This is a genomic window from Bradyrhizobium sp. CCBAU 11386 (genome assembly GCF_028128955.1).
Lineage (GTDB): Bacteria > Pseudomonadota > Alphaproteobacteria > Rhizobiales > Xanthobacteraceae > Bradyrhizobium.
On record NZ_LBKA01000260.1, the window covers coordinates 234,439 to 255,158 of the forward strand.

General features: G+C 63.5%; 16 protein-coding genes and 1 tRNA gene. 6 read left to right on the plus strand and 11 right to left on the minus strand.

What is annotated here, in order from left to right; translation table 11 throughout:
* Nucleotides 1-89 precede the first annotated feature (89 nt).
* Nucleotides 90-482 carry a DNA-directed RNA polymerase subunit omega gene (rpoZ, locus tag XI09_RS43045; RefSeq protein WP_027522935.1) on the minus strand — a complete coding sequence of 131 codons (393 nt, stop codon included), beginning with the start codon at nt 480-482 and terminating at the stop codon, nt 90-92.
* Nucleotides 483-808: 326 nt separating this feature from the next.
* Here rpoZ and XI09_RS43050 point away from each other — a divergent pair, with 326 nt between their 5' ends.
* Together XI09_RS43050 and XI09_RS43055 are read left to right on the plus strand one after the other, a co-directional pair.
* A complete protein-coding gene (locus XI09_RS43050; RefSeq protein WP_011087827.1) occupies nt 809-1,453 on the plus strand; it encodes a LabA-like NYN domain-containing protein in 645 nt (214 codons plus the stop codon).
* Complete coding sequence (locus tag XI09_RS43055) at nt 1,434-2,108, plus strand: uracil-DNA glycosylase (RefSeq protein WP_271572360.1); 675 nt, start codon at nt 1,434-1,436, stop codon at nt 2,106-2,108. The genes XI09_RS43050 and XI09_RS43055 overlap by 20 nt, the downstream gene beginning before the upstream one ends.
* On the opposite strand, the gene XI09_RS43060 is transcribed toward XI09_RS43055, so the two are convergent.
* The 4 genes from XI09_RS43060 to dapA all read right to left on the minus strand — a co-directional run bounded on the left by XI09_RS43060 (nt 2,105) and on the right by dapA (nt 4,602).
* Complete coding sequence (locus tag XI09_RS43060) at nt 2,105-2,686, minus strand: peroxiredoxin (RefSeq protein WP_271572361.1); 582 nt, start codon at nt 2,684-2,686, stop codon at nt 2,105-2,107. The genes XI09_RS43055 and XI09_RS43060 overlap by 4 nt on opposite strands.
* Nucleotides 2,687-2,690: 4 nt before the next feature.
* Nucleotides 2,691-3,164 carry an SsrA-binding protein SmpB gene (gene smpB, locus XI09_RS43065; protein WP_011087830.1) on the minus strand — a complete coding sequence of 158 codons (474 nt, stop codon included), beginning with the start codon at nt 3,162-3,164 and terminating at the stop codon, nt 2,691-2,693.
* A gap of 73 nt (nt 3,165-3,237) precedes the next feature.
* Complete coding sequence (mscL, locus tag XI09_RS43070; RefSeq protein WP_271572448.1) at nt 3,238-3,654, minus strand: large conductance mechanosensitive channel protein MscL; 417 nt, start codon at nt 3,652-3,654, stop codon at nt 3,238-3,240.
* A 57-nt stretch (nt 3,655-3,711) separates the two neighbouring features.
* Nucleotides 3,712-4,602: a 4-hydroxy-tetrahydrodipicolinate synthase gene (gene dapA / locus XI09_RS43075; protein ID WP_271572362.1), complete on the minus strand. Its 891-nt coding sequence runs from the start codon at nt 4,600-4,602 to the stop codon at nt 3,712-3,714.
* Nucleotides 4,603-4,883: 281 nt separating this feature from the next.
* On the opposite strand from dapA, the gene XI09_RS43080 reads away from it, so the two are divergent.
* Together XI09_RS43080 and XI09_RS43085 are read left to right on the plus strand one after the other, a co-directional pair.
* On the plus strand, nt 4,884-7,307 hold the full coding sequence (locus XI09_RS43080) for a lytic transglycosylase domain-containing protein (RefSeq protein ID WP_271572449.1): 2,424 nt from the start codon (nt 4,884-4,886) through the stop codon (nt 7,305-7,307).
* Between the two features lie 147 nt (nt 7,308-7,454).
* Nucleotides 7,455-7,733, plus strand: a complete 279-nt coding sequence (locus tag XI09_RS43085) for a DUF3551 domain-containing protein (protein ID WP_271572363.1) — start codon at nt 7,455-7,457, stop codon at nt 7,731-7,733.
* A 22-nt stretch (nt 7,734-7,755) separates the two neighbouring features.
* On the opposite strand, the gene XI09_RS43090 is transcribed toward XI09_RS43085, so the two are convergent.
* The 4 genes from XI09_RS43090 to XI09_RS43105 all read right to left on the minus strand — a co-directional run bounded on the left by XI09_RS43090 (nt 7,756) and on the right by XI09_RS43105 (nt 13,404).
* On the minus strand, nt 7,756-8,055 hold the full coding sequence (locus XI09_RS43090) for a DUF3551 domain-containing protein (RefSeq protein ID WP_271572450.1): 300 nt from the start codon (nt 8,053-8,055) through the stop codon (nt 7,756-7,758).
* Nucleotides 8,056-8,233: 178 nt separating this feature from the next.
* On the minus strand, nt 8,234-9,751 hold the full coding sequence (locus XI09_RS43095) for a porin (protein ID WP_271572364.1): 1,518 nt from the start codon (nt 9,749-9,751) through the stop codon (nt 8,234-8,236).
* 572 nt (nt 9,752-10,323) lie between these two features.
* On the minus strand, nt 10,324-12,936 hold the full coding sequence (locus XI09_RS43100; protein ID WP_271572365.1) for a tetratricopeptide repeat protein: 2,613 nt from the start codon (nt 12,934-12,936) through the stop codon (nt 10,324-10,326).
* A gap of 374 nt (nt 12,937-13,310) precedes the next feature.
* A tRNA-Ser gene (locus XI09_RS43105) sits at nt 13,311-13,404 on the minus strand.
* 267 nt (nt 13,405-13,671) lie between these two features.
* Here XI09_RS43105 and XI09_RS43110 point away from each other — a divergent pair.
* Complete coding sequence (locus tag XI09_RS43110) at nt 13,672-15,693, plus strand: O-linked N-acetylglucosamine transferase, SPINDLY family protein (protein WP_271572366.1); 2,022 nt, start codon at nt 13,672-13,674, stop codon at nt 15,691-15,693.
* Nucleotides 15,694-15,755: 62 nt separating this feature from the next.
* Here XI09_RS43110 and XI09_RS43115 read toward each other — a convergent pair whose 3' ends face one another.
* Together XI09_RS43115 and gatB are read right to left on the minus strand one after the other, a co-directional pair.
* Nucleotides 15,756-16,022 (minus strand): hypothetical protein, encoded by a 267-nt coding sequence (locus XI09_RS43115; protein ID WP_027547175.1) that lies wholly within the window; start codon nt 16,020-16,022, stop codon nt 15,756-15,758.
* Between the two features lie 1,577 nt (nt 16,023-17,599).
* Nucleotides 17,600-19,084, minus strand: a complete 1,485-nt coding sequence (gene gatB / locus XI09_RS43120; protein ID WP_271572367.1) for an Asp-tRNA(Asn)/Glu-tRNA(Gln) amidotransferase subunit GatB — start codon at nt 19,082-19,084, stop codon at nt 17,600-17,602.
* Between the two features lie 192 nt (nt 19,085-19,276).
* On the opposite strand from gatB, the gene XI09_RS43125 reads away from it, so the two are divergent.
* Complete coding sequence (locus XI09_RS43125) at nt 19,277-20,719, plus strand: FkbM family methyltransferase (RefSeq protein ID WP_271572368.1); 1,443 nt, start codon at nt 19,277-19,279, stop codon at nt 20,717-20,719.
* The last annotated feature ends 1 nt before the right edge of the window (nt 20,720 follow it).

Below are 20,720 nucleotides of genomic sequence, written 5' to 3' on the forward strand. Positions count from 1 at the left end.
CCACGAAAACGCCAACAAAAGCAAAGGCCCGAACACAGGTTCGGGCCCTTGATAAGATCACAAGAATTCGACGATTGCGACGGGACGATCTACTCGTCTTCCTCGGGCTGCTCTTCCGGCGGCGCGAGGCCTTCGAGGCCCTTCAGGAGCTCCTCTTCGGTCATGCGCTCAACGGCAACTTCGGTGTCGTCCGCATCGACGCTGGCGCCGGCGGAACCGATCAGCGGCACCGTGTCGGGCTCGGGCTCGTCGACCTCGACGAACTTCTGGAGCGAGTGCACCAGCTCCTCGCGGAGGTCCTCCGGAGAGATGGTCTGGTCCGCAATTTCACGCAAAGACACAACAGGGTTCTTGTCGTTATCGCGGTCAACCGTTAGTTGTGAACCCGACGAAATCATGCGGGCACGGTGGGCGGCCAGCAGGACCAGGTCAAACCGGTTATCGACCTTGTCGATGCAATCTTCTACGGTGACGCGAGCCATGGACTGTCGCTCCGTTGTGGGTGGGACGAAATATGTGGATGATTGGGGCTAGTTATAGGGGCCAAGACAATTTCGCAAGGCCAATTTGTGATTTGGCCTCGCCAAATGGCTCTGCTACCCCCACATTGGGGCTGGGATGGGCGATTTCCAGGACTGCCGTCGAGGGCGGTCCCGGGTGTTTGAAAGTTCGCCATAACTATACCTTGATTGCCCCGACTTCTCCGGATTTGCGGTTTCGACGGGTTTCGGCGGCACTCTAGAACTGCGCGGCCCGCTGCCGCGCCAACAATAAACGATCAATCACGAGCACTTCGCGAGCAAACTGAATGTCACCTTCTCCTACCAACAAGATCGCGCTCTTCATCGACGGGGCCAATCTCTACGCGACGGCGAAAACTCTGGGCTTCGACATCGACTACAAGCGCCTGCTGAAGGAGTTTCAGAGCCGCGGGACGCTGTTGCGGGCTTTCTACTACACCGCCATCATCGAGGATCAGGAATACTCCTCGATCCGCCCGCTGATCGACTGGCTGGACTACAACGGCTACACCGTCGTCACCAAGGCGACCAAGGAGTTCATCGACGCCTCCGGCCGCCGCAAGGTCAAGGGCAACATGGACATCGAGCTCGCCGTGGACGCCATGGAGCTCGCCGAGCACATCGACCAGATGGTGCTGTTCTCCGGTGACGGCGATTTCCGCTCCCTGGTCGAGGCCGTCCAGCGCCGCGGCGTGCGGGTCACGGTGGTGTCGACCATCGCCAGCCAGCCGCCGATGATCGCCGACGAGCTGCGCCGCCAGGCCGACGTCTTCACCGACCTCGTCGAGCTGCAGTCCAAACTCGGTCGCGACCCGTCCGAACGCCCCGCCCCGCGCGATCGCGGCGAGCGCGAGGCCCGCCACCACGCCCCGCAATTCCTCCAGCGCGCGACCACGATGGCGCCGAGGGGCGATGACGACTTTGAGGAGTGAGGCGGCCCGGTCAGGCCGCCAGCCCCCCACCCTCGTCCCCGATCGTGACTGTCCGCTCTGTCCGCGCCTGGCCGCCTTTCGCGAGGCGAACCGCGCGCGCGAGCCGTCCTGGCATAACGCCCCGGTCGCGCCCTTCGGGGACATCAAGGCGCGTCTCCTGATCGTTGGCCTCGCGCCGGGCATGCAGGGCGCCAACCGCACCGGCCGTCCCTTCACCGGCGACTATGCCGGCGACCTGCTCTACGCCACGCTGCTCGAATACGGCTTTGCCAAGGGCACCTATCAGGCGCGTCCCGACGACGGGCTGAAGCTGGTCGACTGCCGCATCGCCAATGCCGTGCATTGCGTTCCACCGCAGAACAAGCCGCTGCCCGCCGAGATCAACACCTGCCGCCAGTTTCTCGCGGCGAATCTGGCGACGATGCCGAACCTGCGCGCGATCGTCGCGCTCGGACGGATTGCGCACGACACCGTGCTCAAGCCGCTGAATCTGAAGGGCTCGCAAGCCCCTTTCGGCCACGGCGCGGTGCACCAGGCCGGCGCGTTCAGGCTCTACGACAGCTATCACTGCTCGCGCTACAACACGAACACCGGCGTGCTGACGCCGGACATGTTCCGGTGCGTGTTCGCGAAGGTGAAGGCCGACCTCGATTAGCCTTTGGCGGGATTGGCCTTCAGCCAGTCCAGGACATCGCCGGCGTTCCGGTCGGGCGGAAACACCGGATAGAACACATGCGAGACCTTGGCGTCGTCGATGATCAGCGCAAGGCGCTTGATCAGCGTCAGGCCTGCGACCTCCATGGTCGGCAGATTGAGGGCGCGCGTCAGCGCCAGCTTCTCGTCCGACAGCACCGGGAACGGCAGATGCAGGCGCGAGGCCATCTCGGTCTGGTACGCGTTGCTCTGGGTCGAGAGGCCGAACACATGAGCGGCGCCGGCAGCCTTCAGCTCGGCGAACAGGTCGCGAAAGGCGCAGGTCTGTGGCGTGCAACCGCGCGCGCCCGGGATCATGTCCCAATCGTCGACCAGCGAGATCTTGCCGGGCTCGCCGGTGCGGGGATAGGCGAACACCACGGTTCGGCCGGAGAGCGCCGACAGCACCACTGATCTGTCGTCGGTCGCGAGCAGGCCGATCGCCGGCAGCGTCATGCCCGGCAGATGCGCGGCGCCGCCGTCATCGGCCGGCGCCGGAATCTTGCTCCAGTCGACCTCGAGCAGGTTCTTCTGATTCATCCCGCTATCCCCTCGCCCGCAGCAGGCGGCCCTTCTCCCGGCTCCAGTCGCGCTTCTTCTCGGTCTCGCGCTTGTCGTGCAGCTTCTTGCCCTTTGCAACCGCCAGCTGCAATTTCGCGCGGCCGCGCTCGTTGAAGTAGAGCTTGAGCGGGATCAGCGTCATGCCCTCGCGGTCCACCGCGCCGATCAGCTTGTTGATCTGGCGGCGATGGAGCAGCAGCTTTCGCGGCCGTTTGGGCTCGTGGTTGAAGCGGTTGCCCTGGAGGTATTCGGGAATGGTGGCGTTGATCAGCCAGATCTCGCCGTTCTTCGAGTCGGCGTAGGATTCCGCGATCGTGCTCTTGCCGTTGCGGATCGACTTGACCTCGGTGCCGGTCAGCGCAATGCCCGCCTCGATCGTATCCTCGATCGCATAGTTGAAGCGGGCCTTGCGATTTTCCGCCATGACCTTGATCGGTCGTTCGTTCTTATCAGCCATTACCTTCAAAACCTGGCAGACAAACCTGAGTGAGATACGCGCGGACGCTAACAGTTTGGGTGAAGCGTGCGCGTCAAGACTTCTTGAGGAGATCGCGGATCTCGGTCAGCAGCTCGACCTCGGCCGACGGCTTCGGCGGAGCGGCCGGAGCCGCCTCCTCCTTGCGCTTCAGCGTGTTGATGGCGCGGATCACCAGGAACAGCACGAAGGCAATGATGATGAAGTTGATCGTCAGCGTGAGGAAGCTGCCCCAAGCCAAGACCGCGCCTTGCTTTTTAGCATCTGCTAAGTTGGTGGCGTTGACCTTCGCCGACAAGGGGGTGAAGTAGTTCGAGAAGTCGAGGCCGCCGGTGACGGCGCCGATCAAGGGCATGATCACGTCGCCGACCAGGGAAGTCACGATGGCGCCGAAGGCCGCGCCGATGATGACGCCGACCGCGAGATCGACGACGTTGCCCTTCATGGCGAACTCGCGGAACTCCTTGAGCATCCGCCTGCCCTTTTCGTCGACCCCGCCCATGAAAGGTTCCCCGGAAAGGCTACCGCGTCAGTTGATCAGGCCGGCGTGCACCATGGCGCTGCGCACGGCAACGCGCGTCGGCTCGGACACCGGCACCATCGGCAGCCGCAGCGTCTCGTCGAGCTTGCCGAGCAGCGACATCGCGTACTTGATCGGCGCCGGATTGCTCTCGATGAAGAGGTTGTTGTGCAGCGGCATCAGCTTGTCGTGCAGCTTCAGCGCGGTGGCGTGATCGCCCTTCTGCCAGGCGATGTGGAACTCCGAGCACAGGCGCGGCGCGACGTTCGAGGTCACCGAGATGCAGCCATGGCCGCCATGGGCCATGTAGCCGAGGATGGTCGCGTCCTCGCCCGAGAGCTGGTTGAAATCCTCGCCCATCGCCGCACGCTGCTGCGACACGCGGACCATGCTGGCGGTGGCGTCCTTGACGCCGGCGATGTTCTTCAGCTCCCACAGCCGCTTCATGGTGTCGACCGACATGTCGATCACCGAGCGCGGCGGGATGTTGTAGATGATGATCGGAATCCCGATCGCATCGTTGATCGCCTTGAAGTGCTGGTACATCCCTTCCTGGGTCGGCTTGTTGTAGTAGGGCGTCACCACCAGCACGGCGTCCGCGCCCGCCTTCTCGGCGTGCTGGGCCAGCTCGATCGCCTCCTTGGTCGCGTTGGAGCCGGCACCGGCAACCACGGGCACGCGGCCCTTGGCCTCCTCGATGCACCACTCGACGACCTTCTTGTGCTCGTCATGGCTGAGCGTCGGGCTCTCGCCCGTCGTGCCGACCGGGACCAGGCCGTTGGTGCCCTCGGAAATCTGCCAGTTGACCAGGGAGCGGAACGCCGCCTCGTCGAGCGAGCCGTTCTTGAACGGCGTGACCAAGGCGGTGAACGACCCCCGGAATTTCGTCTTGGCTGCCATGGACTTCCTCCGTACGCGGCGAGTTTTGAGAGCAAGCGCCATTCATATCGGGTCTATCCCGCCGGTAAAAGGGCCGCTCCCGTGCGACGCACCGTTTAGGCCGCGATTTTGCCGCGGTGATGGTGCAAACCCGCCCGCGGTAAGCGGCTGTTGGTATTTTGTCCGCATATTCAATCAAATTCAGCTAGATCTTGAGCCACTTGACTGATTCGGGGCGACGAAACGCCGTGACCTCATTTCCTCGTGCCACATGGCGATCTGCCGGTCTGGTCGCGTGCCTGATGGCAGGCCTGTCGGTCGGCTGCGCCGCCTGGGCCAAGTCCAATGAGACGCCCGCGGAAGGGGCCAAGGACACCGCGAAGCCAGCCGCCAAGGACGCCGCGAAGGGATCTGGCAAAGGATCGGCCAAGGAAACTACTAAGGAAACTCCCAAGGAAACTACCAAGGGAACCGCCAAGGACGCAGCGAAGGGCGCGAGCAAGGGGACGGCTGGCGCCCCGGCCAAGGATGCCGCGAAGAAACCTGTCCAGAATGCCGGCAAGGATGCTGGCAAGGAACCCGCCAAGGAATCCGCCAAGAACAAGCCCAAGCCTGCGGCAGCGGCGCCCGCGCCAAAATCGCAGCCGACCGCCAACGGCTCACTCCCCAAAGCCGCACCCGCGCCGGCCGCGACGGCCACCGTCAGACCTGCCGCCGCTCCGGCCGCCAAACCGATCGCAGCTCCCGTGCTAGCTCCGGCGACCCGCCAGCACGCGGCACCTCGCAAGCCGGTCACGCCGGCCGCGGTCGCGGCGACCTCGTCGACGTCGCAAGCCGACAAGGACACGCTGGAGAGCGTCATCGACCTCGTGCGCAAGCGCAAGGCGGGCGACGCCGCCAATGCCGCGGCCACGATCTCGGATCCCGTCGCGCGAAAGCTCGCGGAATGGATCATCCTGCGCAGCGAGGACAATGGCGCGACCGTCGAGCGCTACCGTGCCTTTCTCTCCGCCAATCCGAGCTGGCCGTCGCAGACCTTCCTGCGCCGCCGCCTCGAGGCTGCGATGTGGGACGACAGGCGCGACGATTCAGTTGCGTGGTCGTGGTTCGAGAACGAATCCCCAGTGTCCGCCAAGGGCCGCTTCACGCTCGCCAAGGCGATGCTGGCGCGCGGCGACCGCGCCAATGCCGAGCGGCTGGTGCGCGAGGCCTGGCGCAGTGATCCGATGTCGGAGGACACCGAGAACAACGCGCTCGACCAGTTCGGCGCCCTGCTGACGCCGGGCGATCAGAAGGCGCGGATGGACACCCTGCTCTACGGCAGCGAGAACGAGGCCGCACTGCGCGCCGCAAAACGTCTCGGCGCCGGCTATGTCGCGCTCGCCAAGGCCCGCATCGCCGCCGTCAAGAAGGCGCCGAACGCGCGCGCCCTGCTCGACGCGGTGCCGCGCGAGCTGCACAACGATCCCGGCTTCATCTTCAGCAAGATCCAGCTCCTGCGCCGCGAGGAGAAGTTTGCGGAAGCCGCCCAGCTCATGCTGTCGGCGCCGAAGGATCCGAACCGGCTCTACAATCTCGACGAATGGTGGATCGAGCGGCGCCTGCTCGCGCGCAAGATGATCGACACCGAGGAATTCCGCAGCGCCTATCTGATCGCGCGCGATGCGGCGCTGCCCTCGCGCGACATCTACAAGACCGAGCAGGAGTTCACGGCCGGCTGGATCGCGCTGCGCTTCCTCAACGATCCCGCCACCGCCACCCAGCATTTTGCCCGCATCGGCGTCGGCAGCGTCAATCCGACCACGCTGGCGCGCGCCGGCTATTGGCAGGGCCGCGCCGCGGAAGCGGCGGGCCGTCAGCAGGAGGCGCGCAATGCCTATGCGCGGGCGGCCGAGCAGTCCACGAGCTATTACGGCCAGCTCGCGCGCGCCAAGCTCGGCCTGCCGCAGATCGAGCTCAACAGCCAGCCGCGCGGCCGCGGCGCCGAACGGCTGGAGATCGTGCGCGCCGCGCAGCTGCTCTACGAGCTCGACGAACGCGAGATGGCGGTGCCCATGCTCGCCGACATGGGCGAGAACGGAGATCCCGAGGCGCTTGCCGGCCTCGGCGAGCTGACCCAGCGCCACAGCGACGCGCGCGGCATGCTGCTGCTCGGCAAGGCCGCGCTCAACCGCGGCCTGCCGTTCGACTTCTACGCCTATCCCGTCAACGGCATCCCGCAGTTCACGCCGATCGGCCCCGAGGTCGAGCGCAGCATCGTCTATGCGATCGCGCGGCAGGAGAGCGCGTTCAATCCCTCGGTGGTCTCGCCGGCGCAGGCCTATGGGCTGATGCAGGTGACACCGGACGCCGCACGCTATGTCTGCAAGCGGCACGGCGCGACTTACGATCTCGGGCGGCTGAAGAACGATTCGGTCTACAACGCCACGCTCGGCTCGGCCGAGCTCGGCGGCCTGCTCGAGGATTATCGCGGCTCCTACATCATGACCTTTGCCGCCTACAATGCCGGCCGCGGCAGCGTGAAGAAGTGGGTCGACCGGTACGGCGATCCGCGCGACCCCAAGGTCGATGCGGTGGACTGGGTTGAGCTCATTCCATTCTCCGAGACGCGCAACTACGTGCAGCGGATCATGGAGAACCTTCAGGTCTACCGCGCCCGCTTCGGCGGCGGCACGCGGTTGCAGATCGAGGCCGATTTGCGCCGCGGCACCGGCAGCGTCGAATAGCGGGACCCGGCTTGGTCCTGAGCTGTGGCAGCGATGCAGCAAGGCTTCGGTGTAGAATGTCGTGACGGGGCGGACGGCCTCGCGATAGGGCTGGAACAAGCCCCACCAATAGCTGTTGGTTAGCCCTCACGAACCCGGAGAGATCTCATGTCCCGCGTGGTCGGTGTGCCCATGTTCGCAGCCGTGGTCTTGTCCGGCTTGGTCGTTGCCGGCTCGCCCGCCCACGGCAAGAATCGTCACCATTCCCAGCCGCAGGCAACCGGCATTCAGGATCGTTATTGCCTGCAAGGACGGCGTTGGGGATACCCTGGCAACTGCCTGTTTTCCACCTACAGCCAGTGTATGGCGACTGCTTCGGGCACAATCGATTCCTGCGGTTTGAATCCAACCTACGCCTTCCAGGAGTGGAAGGGACCCAGATGGTAGTCTGATCGCTCTCGTTGAGCGGTCAGACCGCACGGAACTGCGGGGCCCGATTCCGCAGAGGATTTCGGTTCTCACCCGGCCGGAGTGGACCGGCCGCGGGGAGCGCGAGCCGGACCGGCTGAATCCGGCGGGGACCAATAAGGTTGGCCAGGCACATCGCCGACAACCCCATCGCGGAAGCCCTGCAATCTTCCCATGACAGGTAGCTGCAGTAGATCCTGCTGCTGCCGCCCCACTCCCATTTCTGGAGGCACACGGGATAGCGGGGATCCAAGGGTTCAGCAGCCGCCGGCGCGAAAAACGGGGTGAGCGCAGCGACCATGGATGCCGCGCCCAGCACGCTCAGCACCCGTCTCCAGATCCTCGAAAAATTCACGCTCAGAAACTCCCGTACCGCGTGCAGACGAACGATCTGCCTTTTAGACGGTCTCCGCGAGACCCACAAAGAAAAACCCCGGCAGTTTCCTGCCGGGGTTCGCTGATCAGTTAGACGACCGATCTTAGAAGTTGCGCTGAGCGCGGAGGAGCAACTGGAGGTTGCCCTGATCCTTCAGCTCGTAGGTGGCTGCGGGCTTCGCAACCGCGGCATTCGCCGTGGCCGCACCCGAGATCGTGCCCGAGTACTTCTGGTCGAGCCAGACGTAGCTCAGGTCGGCCGTGAAGGCCAGGTTCTTGACCGGGGTCCAGACCACGTTGCCGCCAACAACCGCGAGGTTGAAGTCGGGGTTACACGTGGCAGTGGCGGCGCCGTAGGCGGCGACGAAGTTGGCGCAGATCAGAGCCTTGCCCGTGTCGCCGTAGCGAAGCGAAGCGTAAGCACCGTAGATCGACGAAGCCCAGTTCGGAGACCAGTTGTGGACGTAACCACCACGGAAGCCCCAGGTCTTGACGGTGTCGATACCGGTACCGGTACCGAAGACGCCGTCAGCCATACCGACGAAGCCGAGGCTCTGATAGGCGATGCCGCTGCCACCGTAGATGTACATGTTCTGCGGCATCAGGCTCTGGAAGTTGTAGCGGGTCGCACCGTCGGTGTAGACGGCCTGCAAGTTGATCGAGTCACCCGCACCAGTCGGGATGTTCTTGATCGACAAGGCACCCTGCACCGCAAAGCCCCACTTGTCGTCGGGATGGCCGGACGGTTCCGTCGTGCCGTAGTAGGCCGTGTGGAGTTCGTGCGCGGCAACCGACACCTGGGCGAGACCCCAAGCCTGGTCGACGCGAACCGCACCGACGATGTCGGGCGTACGCGTGCCACCCCAATCGTTCGTGCCGTAGATGCCCTGGATGAAGGCAGCACCAGCAGCCGAAGCCGAAGTGAAGCCGCTGAGACCACCAGCAGTGATGCTGGCGTTATAGAGGTTCGACTGGCCACCTGCGGCGGTCGTCAGATCCTGCAACGCCACCGAAGCGGTGATGCCCTGGCCGAAATCAGCCGTGTAGGCGACCTGATTCACACCGGTCACGTTGTTGCTGCCGCCCGGAAGGAAGTCGGGACCGCCAGCCGGATAGCTCTGCCACGGCGTGTCGAAGATCGAGACCGTGCGGCCGAAGGTGAAACCAGCGAACTGGATGAACGCATGGTAGAGGCCGAGCGTAGCGGAGCCGGTCGAGAACGCCGACGGGTTGCTGGCGGTGGTCGCCTGGCTATCCCAGGAGAAGATCATATCGGCGTAGGTGCGCACCACGCCATACTCGGTCGCCGTCCGCGTATCGACGTTGAAGTCCATACGAGCGCGGCTCTGGAAGTAGTTGTCCAGACGGTTGTTTGCACCGCCGGGAGCGCCCTGGCCAATGCCGTAGTCGCTGTTCGTGTTCCCCAGCATGTCCGCGCGGACGTAGCCGCTGAACTTGATGCAGGTGTCAGTGCCCGGAATGTAGTAGAAGCCGGCACCGTACAGGGAGCAGATCTTCACGTATTCGACCGCCTTGGCCTTCACGGGAAGATCGGCTGCCTGAGCTCCGCCAACGGCGATCAGACCCGCCGCCGTACCGAGCAAAAGGCTCTTAAAGTTCATGGTAAACCTCCAAGTTTGCTCTATAGGGAAGGTTCCGGATCCGCTGGGTGAAACACCCTAAGGTTGGTTCCCTTGTCCCTTGTAACCACCGCTTAGCCGCTTCGCGCCTTCGGACACACCCGCTGAAACGCGAGGGACTTAAGCGAACCACCTAGAACGGGACGACCTCGGGATGCCCCCCTCCGTCGCTCAGTCACAATTACTGAACGTCTTTGCACACACAACAAAAGAACGCTTCGGACCGGGCCTCCAACGCGTGTTTTCCGATGGGTGTTGCACAAATAACACGCAGTTGTGATCAAAGCGCCCGTGTAACTGATTGAGATATATAGATAAATTTCTCAAGTTCCAGTCGCCTTGAAAAATCCCCGGTTTGGGCACCGCTCTCCACGGCGCTGCTGCGCCTCCGTCCCACTCGAATCGAGCGCGCGAATCCCCGCCGACTCCGTGCGGCCGCTCCTTCCAGGCAAAAAGCCGAATAGTCACATGGAACACGGCTGGGAACATCGAGAACCCGGCATCGGCTGCTCGCGGCTCGATCCGGATCAACCGATCGGCCGGTGTTCCAACCATCAGACGGATCGTACCGAGGACACCTCGATATGATCGGGCGGCAATCCGGCACGATACTGCCGAACCATGGCCTCAAACGCTTGTTCCAGGTTTCGGGCAAGCAGAGGCGTATCGAAGAGCGGCATCGTATGACGACGCTTTTCCAGCGTTTCCCTGATGCCGCGGAGCTTCTCGCGATCTAGAGCCAGTTCAATCGCGCGTTCCTCATATTCATCGCGAGAATGCGTGATGAGTTCGGCCAATCCGAGCGCATGCAGCAGGCTGGCTGCGACCCGGCCCGCATAGGTTTCTCCGGCCAGCGTCAGCACGGGCAGGCCGGCCCAGAGAGCGTCGCCTGCGGTGGTGTGAGCATTGTACGGCAGCGCGTCCAGGAACAGGTCTGCCAGGCCGTGACGCGCCAGATGATCCGCCGTCGAGGCAACGCGCGTGGCAAAGACCAGGCGCTGGGGATCGATGCCGCTTGCCTCGGCCGCTCTCCGCAAATTGGATTTTGCGACATCCTGGAGATCGGAAAGCCAGATGACGGAGCCGTCGACCTCCCTCAGGATGCGCATCCAGCTCCCAAAGGTCGCAGGATTGAGTTTGTAGGCGTTGTTGAAAGCGCAGAAGACGACGCCTTCGGCAGGCAATCCCTGCGCTCGCCTGTCGAGCCCGGCAGGCGAGATCGCGCGTCCCTCGGCATCGTGAGGCATGAAGCAATGCGGCAGCCAGACCACCTTCTCTGAAAAGTGCTTGCGGTCCTCGGCAGGAATGACCCGCTCGTCGGCGATCACATAATCCAGCAATCCTCCGCCGACGGTGCCGGCAAAGCCGAGATAACCTGCGAGAACTGGAGCTGGCCGCTGCGCGAGGACGGCAAGCCGTGCTCCGAGCGTATGCCCCATCAGGTCCACGAGGATGTCGATTTTGGCCGCCTTGATGCAGGCCATGACTTCATCATCGCTCCGCCCGAAGAGATCGGTAAACTGGTCGAAGCTCCTCTCCAATCGCGCGCGCAGATCGCTGCCGTCGGTCGGGCCGATCGAGAAACCATGCGTTTCAAATCGGGTGCGATCGTGGGCCTCGAAAAGACCTGCGGCCAGATAGCTGACCGGATGGGTGCGAAAATCCCCCGACAAGTAACCGATGCGGATCTTGTCGGCCTGAACGGGGACGGCGTCGACGGATTTGCGCGCGGCAAGACCAAGCATCCTTTCGATCCAGAAATCGGCGCTTCGTCGCTGGTCCTCGGACGATGCCGCAATCGAGAGCAGCGCAAACGGCTGACAGCCCCCCTCGCCCGCGCGAATGGATGCGATCAAGCGCGTTCTTTCAGCCTCGATCTCTGTCCAGTCGCAGCAATTCAGCTTCGAGTAGAGCCTCGCGCCTTCCACCCCGGGCAGGCCGCGATTGAGCGAGAACGCCCTGTCGAAGGCCGCGAACGCGTCGTCGTGGCGACGAAGGTCGGCGAAGATATTCCCCCGCCCGAACCAGGCCTCCGCCAGGTCGGACCTGATGGACAGCGCCTTGTCGTAGCCGTCGAGCGCCTCCCCGTAGCGCTTGACGTCGGCGAAAACGTTGCCCCGGCCCAGCCAGGCTTCCGCCAGGTCCGGCGCGATGGAGAGCGCCTTGTCGTAGGCGGCGAGCGCATCATCGTGACGCCGCAGATCCAGGAAGACATTGCCGCGGCCGAGCCAGGCTTCGGCCGAATTCGCTTTGCTCGAGAGCACTGCGTCGTAGAGCGCGAGGGCATCGTCGTGGCGCTTGAGGGCCGTGAAGACGTTGCCGCGGCCAACCACGGCCTGGATCGAATCCGGCTTGATCGAGAGTGCTTTGCCGTAGGCCGTGAGCGCTTCGTCATAGCGCTTGAGATCCGCGTTGACGTTGCCCCGGCCAAGCCAGGCGGCCGCCGATTCAGGGGCGATGCCGAGTGCGCGGTCGTAGGACGCGGCGGCATCCGCGTGGCGCCTGAGCTCGTACAGGACATTGCCCCTGCCGATCCAGCCCTCCGCCAGATCGCCCCTGATGGAGAGTGCCCTGTCGCAGGCGGCAAGAGCCTCGTCGCGGCGCCCGCCACGAGCCAGCGCCGTGCCGCGGCCGAGCCAGGCTTCCGCCAGTTCGGGCCTGACGGAGAGCGCCCGGTCATAGGCGGCCAACGCCTCGGCATGGCGCTCGAGTTCGAGCAGCGACTTGCCCTTGTTCGCATGAGCGTCGGCATAGTTCGGATCGAGGGCAATCGATCTGTCGAAGTCGGGTATGGCCGCTTCGTATTGGCCGAGATCGTTGCTGGCCACGCCGCGGTTGTTCCAGCTCTCGCGCACATTTGGATTGAGCCGCAAGGCCCTGGTGAATTGCTCGTGCGCGAGTGCGGGCTTGCCAAGCTGCTTCGCGATCAGCCCGTAATTGTAGAAGGAAACATCCGATCCCTGATTGAGCTTGACCGCGCGCGCGATGAATGGCTCGGCCTCGGCGAACCGGTTCGTGTTGACGAGAACGATTGTCAGCAGGTTGAGCGCAGGCACATGCGACGGCTCGGACTTGATGACCCGCCTGAAGCCCTCTTCGGCCTTCTTGAGATCGCGCGCATTGAGGGCCGAGAGCGCCTCGTTGAAGATTGCAGCGATGTTCTTCATCGACGGGAACCCACCTCTTGCACGGCGTCCCACTACGTCCATGGACCGACATCGCGCTCAGCACCCAAACCATGCCCATATTCGCCCAATCGAGCGAAAGACCGGTGAAGTAGCTCACGCCGGCTCGGTTGAACATACGGCGGGCGCCATGTTTTCTCAGGCAAGGTGCAGGGGGATATTGGGCCGGGAGGACCTCAGCAGAGCCGGATTTGACGGTTCCGGGACTTCCTTACGGCGATTCGCCGACCTGCAAGCCAGCCGCCGCGGACCATGTGGGATGGCAAGGCCGGGGATGCTCTGCCCTTCAGCCCATCCGGGCCGCCGAGCGAGCGACCAATCCGCGAAAAATGGAAGACATTTCAATTGGATATATCTGGCGGAGACGGAGGGATTCGAACCCTCGATAGGCCTTTACAAGCCTATAACGGTTTAGCAAACCGCCGCCTTCAGCCACTCGGCCACGTCTCCAACGCGCCGGGTATGCCCGACACGGCGGCGGGCTGCAAGCGGCAGAATTGGGACGAGCGGGTTTCTTTGCACATGAAACTCCGACAGTGATGGAAGAAGGCCGGGCGGGACTGACTGACACGCGCGAAATCTCGGCCCAAGCGCGATAGTTTCGTGCCTCGAAGCGCGAGCGGCGCGGCCGTTGTTCTCGCCGGTAAAGGCGGCTAGAGTTTTTGCACCAATTCGCCAAGGCACGGCCCCGTCAACGGGGTCCAGAAACCCAATCACATGTCGCAGCAAAGCCGCAACAAGGGAGCTTCGGCCCCCTCCTCACTCCATACGTCGACTATTCTGGACAAGGCCATTGCGGCGCACCGTGCGGGCAATGTGTCGGATGCGGAGCGGGCCTACACGGCGATCCTGAAGGGAAGCAGAACGCACCCCGTCGCGCTCCACATGCTTGGGCTGTTGCACGCACAGCGCGGCAATTTCGCGGATGCCGAGCCATTGCTCAAGAAAGCTGTCCGCGTCGATCCCGGCAATCCCGACGTCCTCTTCAACTATGCCAACGTGCTGCGTGCATTGGACAAGACAGACGATGCGCTCGGCTGGCTTGCGAAAGCGATTGCCCTGGCGCCGAACTTCGCCGGTGCGCATCTCAATCGCGGAGCGATCCTGATGGCACGGAAGGAGCTTCACGATGCCATCGCGGAATTTGATCGCGCCATTGCGATCGCGCCGTCGAGCGCAGCGTTCGCAAACCGAGGTAGTGCGTTTCACCAGCTCGGTCGGCTCGACGACGCGCATGACAGCTACCAAAGGGCCGTCGAGCTCGGACCGTCGAATCCACAGAACCATTTCCTCTTGTCTGAAGTCCTTACCCAGATGGGTCGGCACGACGAAGCGATCGGGGCGCTCGAAAGAACGGTCGCGCTGGACAAGGCTTTCCCGTTCGCATTGAGCAAGCTCGTTGGTTCCAGGCGGCAGCGTGCCGACTGGCGCAGTTTCGAAGCTGAACAGGCCGCTCTGGACGAGGCCGTCGAATCCGGCGTGGCGGTCGACCCTCTTACCTTCTTTCATGCCTCGTCGTCTCCCGCACATCAATTGACCTGTGCGAAGACATTTGTCGCCAAGGTCGCTTCGGACCAAGGTGCCGCGATCCCCAGAGCGCCGTCACCGGTTTCCCGGCTGCGGGTCGCGTATCTGTCTGCCGATTATCGCAATCACGCCACCGCGAATTTGATGGCCGGAGTTTTCGAGGAGCACGACCGCGAGCGCTTCGAGGTCAGCGCCATCTCCTACGGACCGGATGACCGCAGCGAAATGCGCAATCGCCTGAAGGCGGCATTCGAACGCTTTGAAGATGTCCGCGATCTTGCCGACGAGGACGTGGTCAAGCTGATACGCCGGCTCGACATTGATGTTCTTGTCGATCTGGGAGGCTTCACCACCGGTGCGCGGCCGAAAATCCTTGCGTGCCGGGCGGCTCCCCTCCAGGTCAGCTATCTCGGCTTTCCCGGCACGATGGGCGCGTCATATATCGACTACGTCATTGCCGACAGGATCGTCATCCCTGAAGCAGAGCAGAAGTATTACGCCGAGAAGGTGGTTTATCTCCCCGACAGCTATCAGGCGACCGACGCGAGGCGACCGCTCCTGCCAGATGGTCCGGCCCGGAGCGAGGTCGGACTGCCGGAAGATGCATTCGTCTACTGCGCGTTCAACAGAGCGTCCAAGATCACGCCCGTGCTGTTCGATGTCTGGATGAGGCTGCTGACCAAGACCGCAGGCAGCGTCCTCTGGCTGCTTGATGGGGACCCTATCGCCAGGGAGAACCTGAGGCGTGAAGCCGTTGCGCGCGGCGTCGCTGCCGAGAGGATCGTGTTCGCCCCACCCGTCCCTGCCTACGAACACTTGGCGCGCCACCGGCACGCCGATCTCTTCCTCGACACGTTGCCCTACAACGCCCATACCACGGCCAGCGACGCCCTCTGGGCCGGCTTGCCGGTCCTGACCTGCCTCGGCACTGCCTTTGCGGGACGTGTTGCAGCCAGTCTCCTGAAGGCTGTCGGCCTGCCCGAGCTGGTGACGCGATCGCTGGACGAATATGAGGTTTTGGCGCTTCGCATCGCGCACGATGCTGAACTTCGAACCGCCCTCAAGAGCAAGCTGGCGGCGCATCGGACCTCTTGGCCTCTCTTCGATACCGTCGGCATGACGCGACACATCGAAAGGGCCTTCGACGAAATGTGGCGCCGGCATTGCGCCGGCGAAGCGCCGGCCTCGTTTGCCGTCCAAATCTCATCGTGAGGGCGCCTTGGCGCTAATCGCGCCAATCGGCCAGTTCGGTTCCCTACGGCGGAGTAAACCGGTCAGTGGGTGGAAACCCACGCCCTCGCCTCGCGCTGCGCGGCCGAAATCTCGGCGTCCGACATCTGCCCGGCGACTTCCTGGCGCAGCGCGACGGCGTCCTTGCGGCCCTTCAGCGCGGCGAGGTTGAACCATTTGTGCGCGGCGACGAGATCGACGAGGCCGGCGCGGCCGCTCGCCCAATAGATCCCGCGCTCGAACAGCACGTCCGACAGCGCGCTCGCGTCGATCGGCGTCGCGGTCTCCAGATCGAAAGTACCCTGAAACATAACGCATCCCCTGTTTTCTTATGCCGCCTCGTTCCCCCGAGCGCGGCTCCCGTCCAACTCTGATCTGCGTGATCCCTTCTGGGATCATGCGCCGTTCAACTCTCCCCATGCCGTTTGCCGGCTTGTTGGAGGCGATGATGGCGGGCAAATTTGAATGGCAGTTTAAGTATCGCGATGAAGCAGACGTAAACGCGGGCCGCCGGCGCCCGCATGGAGAATGCAAAAAGCCTCCGCTTTGCAGGCACTTCTGCAATTCGTCAGATTCGGTTTACCTTGGGATTTTCGGACAACGATAACCATCGCGCGCGGTGGCGGGCGCTGTGGCGTACACTCCGCCACGTCTTGTCGTCACCCGCGACCCGGCTACGCCAAGACACCGCCCGGGCTTGCGGTCCTGGGACGCCGAAGCTTCAGCGAAGGCGGCAGGCGGATGACCCGGTATTCCGGAGACGCCAGTCATCCATCGAGAGCCGCGGCGTACTCGATCGCCGGTCGCAGCCGGGCGATGACACCGCAAATGGGGAAACGGCGCACGGACGCCGCGCAACGACAAAGCCGCAACCCTCGCCTGCCCCAGGGCAATGCACAGCGGCAGCGCGGCCACGTCGCGATCAGATCGGCAATGTATGGAAAGGAAATGCCGGCAATACCCCGGCCTCAGGAGAACGAGGGCGTCGGCGAACACGTCAGGACCAGATTCCACTTTGACCGCGAGGCCACTCGTGAAATTGCAGAACCGAAAGAATCGGCCCCGCACCGAACGAAGAAAACTCGTTTCTTCTGCCGGACCGTGAAGAGAACGATCCGACCGTTGACCTGATGTCTCGCCGACACCCTCTATCGTCGACCAGAACCTTCTAGGAGGCGCTGATGACGTGCCGGCTGTCTAGCAGCCGGCAACTTCAGAAGTCGAAGTTACTTCTTCTTCTTCGCGACCTTGCGGGTCTTCTTCGCAGTCTTCTTCACTGCGCTCTTCGCCTTCTTCGCCTTCTTCGCTTTCTTGGCCATGTTGCCCTCCGATGTGTGAGATGGCTTTAATCGCTGCGTGCACTCGGGGATCGAGATGCACACTCATCCCGAATACACCAACACGACGAAAAAAACAGCTTCTCGCTTAAAGAAGTGTTGACGCAGCAAGGCGCGTGCGCTTGGCCGGCGCGATGCAAGCACACTGCATGACGTGTTCGTGCGATCGCGGGGAGTGGGCGCATCATCGGTGTTTGCGAGAGTAATGATTGCAAGAAAACACTATGCAGAAAGTATTTTCCTGCACTCACGCGTTGCGCATGACCGGCGCGATGGCGCGCGTCGCGACGCGCAGGATCGCCTCGCGAAGGCGTTTCGCGGACTCTGAGTCGCAGATTTTGGCAACGAAAATATTTTCATGCTTAACGGCGCGAGCGCTCGTCGGAGCGTGCGCAAGCCGCCGTTTTGCGCGAATCGCGTGACGGCGATTCGGTCGCCGCGGAGCTGTCGATCGGGATGAAGTTTGCCGCCGAGGACGCGCGCGAGCGTCGCATCGCGAACCGAAAGCGAGGTGACGAAGCGTGTCCGTCACCTCGTCCGAACGCGTGAGGCTAGACGCCGAGCTTGGACTTGAGCAGCTCGTTGACGCTTTGCGGGTTGGCCTTGCCGCCGGACGCCTTCATCACCTGGCCGACGAACCAGCCGAGCGACTGCGGCTTGTCCTTGACCTGCGCAGCCTTGTCGGGATTGGCCGCGATGATGTCGTCGACCACCTTCTCGATCGCCGAGAGGTCGGTGACCTGCTTCATGCCGCGGCTTTCCACCAGCGCGCGGGGATCGCCGCCTTCCTGCCAGACGATCTCGAACAGATCCTTGGCGATCTTGCCTGAGATCGTGCCCTCGCCGATCAGGTCGATGATCCCTGAGAGTTGCTCGGCGGTGACGGGAGAGCCCGTAATATCCCGGCCTTCCTTGTTGAGGCGGCCGAACAGCTCGTTGATCACCCAGTTCGCCGCCATCTTGCCGTCGCGGGCGCGGTTGCCGAGCCTGTCGAGCACGGTCTCGTAGAACACCGCGCTCTCGCGCTCGGCGACCAGCACGCTCGCGTCGTAGGCCGACAGGCCGAAATCGGCGACGAAGCGCGTCTTCTTCTGGTCCGGCAGCTCGGGCAGCTTCGCCTTCAGCTCGTCGACGAAGTCTTGCGAGAACTCCAGCGGCAACAGATCGGGATCGGGGAAGTAGCGGTAGTCATGCGCCTCTTCCTTCGACCGCATCGAGCGCGTCTCGCCCTTGTTGGGGTCGTAGAGCCGCGTTTCCTGGTCGATCTGGCCGCCATCCTCGAGGATCTCGATCTGACGCCGCGCCTCGTACTCGATCGCCTGTCCGATGAAGGTGATCGAGTTCATGTTCTTGATCTCGCAGCGGGTGCCGAGCGGCGCGCCCGGCTTGCGCACGGAGACGTTGACGTCGGCGCGCAAGGATCCCTTCTCCATGTCGCCGTCACAGGTGCCGAGATAGCGCAGGATCGAGCGCAGCTTGGTCACATAGGCCTTGGCCTGCTCGGCATCGCGGATATCGGGCTTGGAGACGATCTCCATCAGCGCTACGCCGCAGCGGTTGAGATCGATATAGGACATCGCCGGCGACTGATCATGCAACAATTTGCCGGCGTCCTGCTCCAGATGCAGCCGCTCGATCCCGATGGTCGCGGTCTTACCGCCGTCCAGTTCGACAACGACCTCGCCCTCGCCGACGATCGGCGACTTGTACTGGCTGATCTGGTAGCCCTGTGGTGAGTCCGGATAGAAATAGTTCTTGCGGTCGAACACCGAGCGCAGATTGATCTGCGCGTTGAGGCCGAGCCCGGTGATGACAGCCTGCCTGACGCATTCCTCGTTGATGACGGGCAGCATTCCCGGCATGGCGGCATCGACCAGCGACACGTGGCTGTTGGGCTCGCCGCCGAACGCGGTGGACGCGCCCGAGAACAGTTTCGAGTTCGACGTCACCTGAGCATGGATCTCCATCCCGATGACCATCTCCCAGTCGCCGGTTGAGCCTTTGAGCAGTTTGTGGGGTGTCGCGTCAGCTTTCATGGCGAAGATGTCGTTCTGTGCTGGAGGATGCGGGTCGGACCCGGCCGGGCGGGAGCTACCACGCCCAACTAATTAAGCCGGCGCGGAAAGCGATGCAACCTGGGCCCCCCGCTCCCCGATCGGCCGAATTGGGCGTGAAACTGCACGCAATCCGTGTCATGACAACCGTAAAAGGATCGACACGGGAGGGACATGATGGGCGAGCTATCGCTCCGGATGACTGACGGGACGCATATCGTTGTGCCGGCCTCGCTCGGCGCCATCACCACCTATGTCATCCTCGAGCAGGAATCGTGGTTCGAGAAGGAGACGGCGTTTCTCGCAAGCTGGCTGAAGCCGGGCATGACCGCGCTCGACATCGGGGCCAATCTTGGCGTCTACAGCCTGCCGATGGCGCGGCTGCTCGCGCCTCATGGCCAGGTGTTCGCCTATGAACCAGCCAGCGAGCCGCGCCGCCTGCTCGCGCTCAGCAAGGCCAAGAACGAGGCCACCAACCTGCATGTCGTCGCCGCCGCGCTGTCCGACGGTGAGCGCGAGGGTCAGCTGGTGCTGGGCAGCTCCAGCGAGCTCAACTCGCTGCAAGGCAGCGGTCCCAGCGAAAAGGTTCAGATCACGTCGCTCGACGCCGAGCAGAAATCGAGGAACTGGGGCGCCATCGACTTCGTCAAGATCGACGCGGAGGGAGAGGAAGAGCGCATTCTGGCCGGCGCGCAGGCATTTTTCTCCGAGCACTCTCCCCTGGTGATGTTCGAGATCAAAGCCGGCGAGAAGCAGAACGACGGCCTGCCGGCAGCGTTCGCCAGTCTGGGCTTCGGCATCTACCGGCTCCTCGGCGGCGCACCCGTCCTGGTACCGGTCAAGATCGGCGAGCCGCTCGATCCCTACGAGCTCAACCTGTTCGCAGCCAAACCCGAGCGCGCCGCAGCACTCGCAGGCGAGGGTTTCCTGATCGAGACCATTCCGGTGTGGGCGCCCGACGACACCGCACGCGACTGGGCGCTTGCGCAGTTCAAGGCGCAATCCTTTGCGCCGATTTTCAATGCGCTGCCCGGCGGCGCCGCGGCTCAGGACCCGATCTATCGCGACGCTCTTGCCGGCTATGCGATCTGGCGCTCCCAGGAGCACGCATGGCCCCAGCGTTACGCGGCGCTGAAGTTCGCTTGCGATACGCTCGGCGCGCTCTGTCAGCAGCAGGCTTCGCTGTCGCGCCTTTCGACGCTCGCCCGCATCGCCTCGGACATCGGCAACCGCGCGATGGCTGTCAACGCACTGCAGTTCGCGGCAGAGGTGCTCAAGGGCGGCAAAGGCCGCATCCTGGAACCATTCTGGCCGGCAAGTCCGAGGTTCGACCATCTTGCGCCCGGGGACAACGTCGTCGGCTGGTTCGTGGCTGCAGCGCTCGAGCGGCTCGAACAGCTCGCGTCGTTCTCCTCATGCTTTGCATCGCCCTCCGTCGATCTCGACTGGCTGGCAAAGCAGCCGCTGGTTGCCACCGAGATCGAACGCCGCCGTGTCCTCCAGCGGGCGCGCGCAGGTCAAAAGGTCGCGGTGCCATCGCGTCTGCGCAAGGCGGCGCCGGACCACCTCAACGCCGCGGCCTGGCGCGCCGGCGCAGTGCCCAACACGAGCCTGTGAA

Bases quoted from the DNA above. Each gene is read 5' to 3' on its own strand.
- gatB (WP_271572367.1), bottom strand. From the start codon at position 19,084: ATGAAAGCTGACGCGACACCCCACAAACTGCTCAAAGGCTCAACCGGC.
- mscL (WP_271572448.1), bottom strand. From the start codon at position 3,654: ATGCTCAAGGAGTTCCGCGAGTTCGCCATGAAGGGCAACGTCGTCGAT.
- dapA (WP_271572362.1), bottom strand. From the start codon at position 4,602: ATGGCAGCCAAGACGAAATTCCGGGGGTCGTTCACCGCCTTGGTCACG.
- smpB (WP_011087830.1), bottom strand. From the start codon at position 3,164: ATGGCTGATAAGAACGAACGACCGATCAAGGTCATGGCGGAAAATCGC.
- rpoZ (WP_027522935.1), bottom strand. From the start codon at position 482: ATGGCTCGCGTCACCGTAGAAGATTGCATCGACAAGGTCGATAACCGG.
- XI09_RS43080 (WP_271572449.1), top strand. From the start codon at position 4,884: ATGGCAGGCCTGTCGGTCGGCTGCGCCGCCTGGGCCAAGTCCAATGAG.
- XI09_RS43100 (WP_271572365.1), bottom strand. From the start codon at position 12,936: ATGAAGAACATCGCTGCAATCTTCAACGAGGCGCTCTCGGCCCTCAAT.
- XI09_RS43095 (WP_271572364.1), bottom strand. From the start codon at position 9,751: ATGAACTTTAAGAGCCTTTTGCTCGGTACGGCGGCGGGTCTGATCGCC.
- XI09_RS43090 (WP_271572450.1), bottom strand. From the start codon at position 8,055: ATGGTCGCTGCGCTCACCCCGTTTTTCGCGCCGGCGGCTGCTGAACCC.
- XI09_RS43085 (WP_271572363.1), top strand. From the start codon at position 7,455: ATGTCCCGCGTGGTCGGTGTGCCCATGTTCGCAGCCGTGGTCTTGTCC.
- XI09_RS43055 (WP_271572360.1), top strand. From the start codon at position 1,434: ATGACGACTTTGAGGAGTGAGGCGGCCCGGTCAGGCCGCCAGCCCCCC.
- XI09_RS43115 (WP_027547175.1), bottom strand. From the start codon at position 16,022: ATGTTTCAGGGTACTTTCGATCTGGAGACCGCGACGCCGATCGACGCG.
- XI09_RS43050 (WP_011087827.1), top strand. From the start codon at position 809: ATGTCACCTTCTCCTACCAACAAGATCGCGCTCTTCATCGACGGGGCC.
- XI09_RS43125 (WP_271572368.1), top strand. From the start codon at position 19,277: ATGATGGGCGAGCTATCGCTCCGGATGACTGACGGGACGCATATCGTT.
- XI09_RS43060 (WP_271572361.1), bottom strand. From the start codon at position 2,686: ATGAATCAGAAGAACCTGCTCGAGGTCGACTGGAGCAAGATTCCGGCG.
- XI09_RS43110 (WP_271572366.1), top strand. From the start codon at position 13,672: ATGTCGCAGCAAAGCCGCAACAAGGGAGCTTCGGCCCCCTCCTCACTC.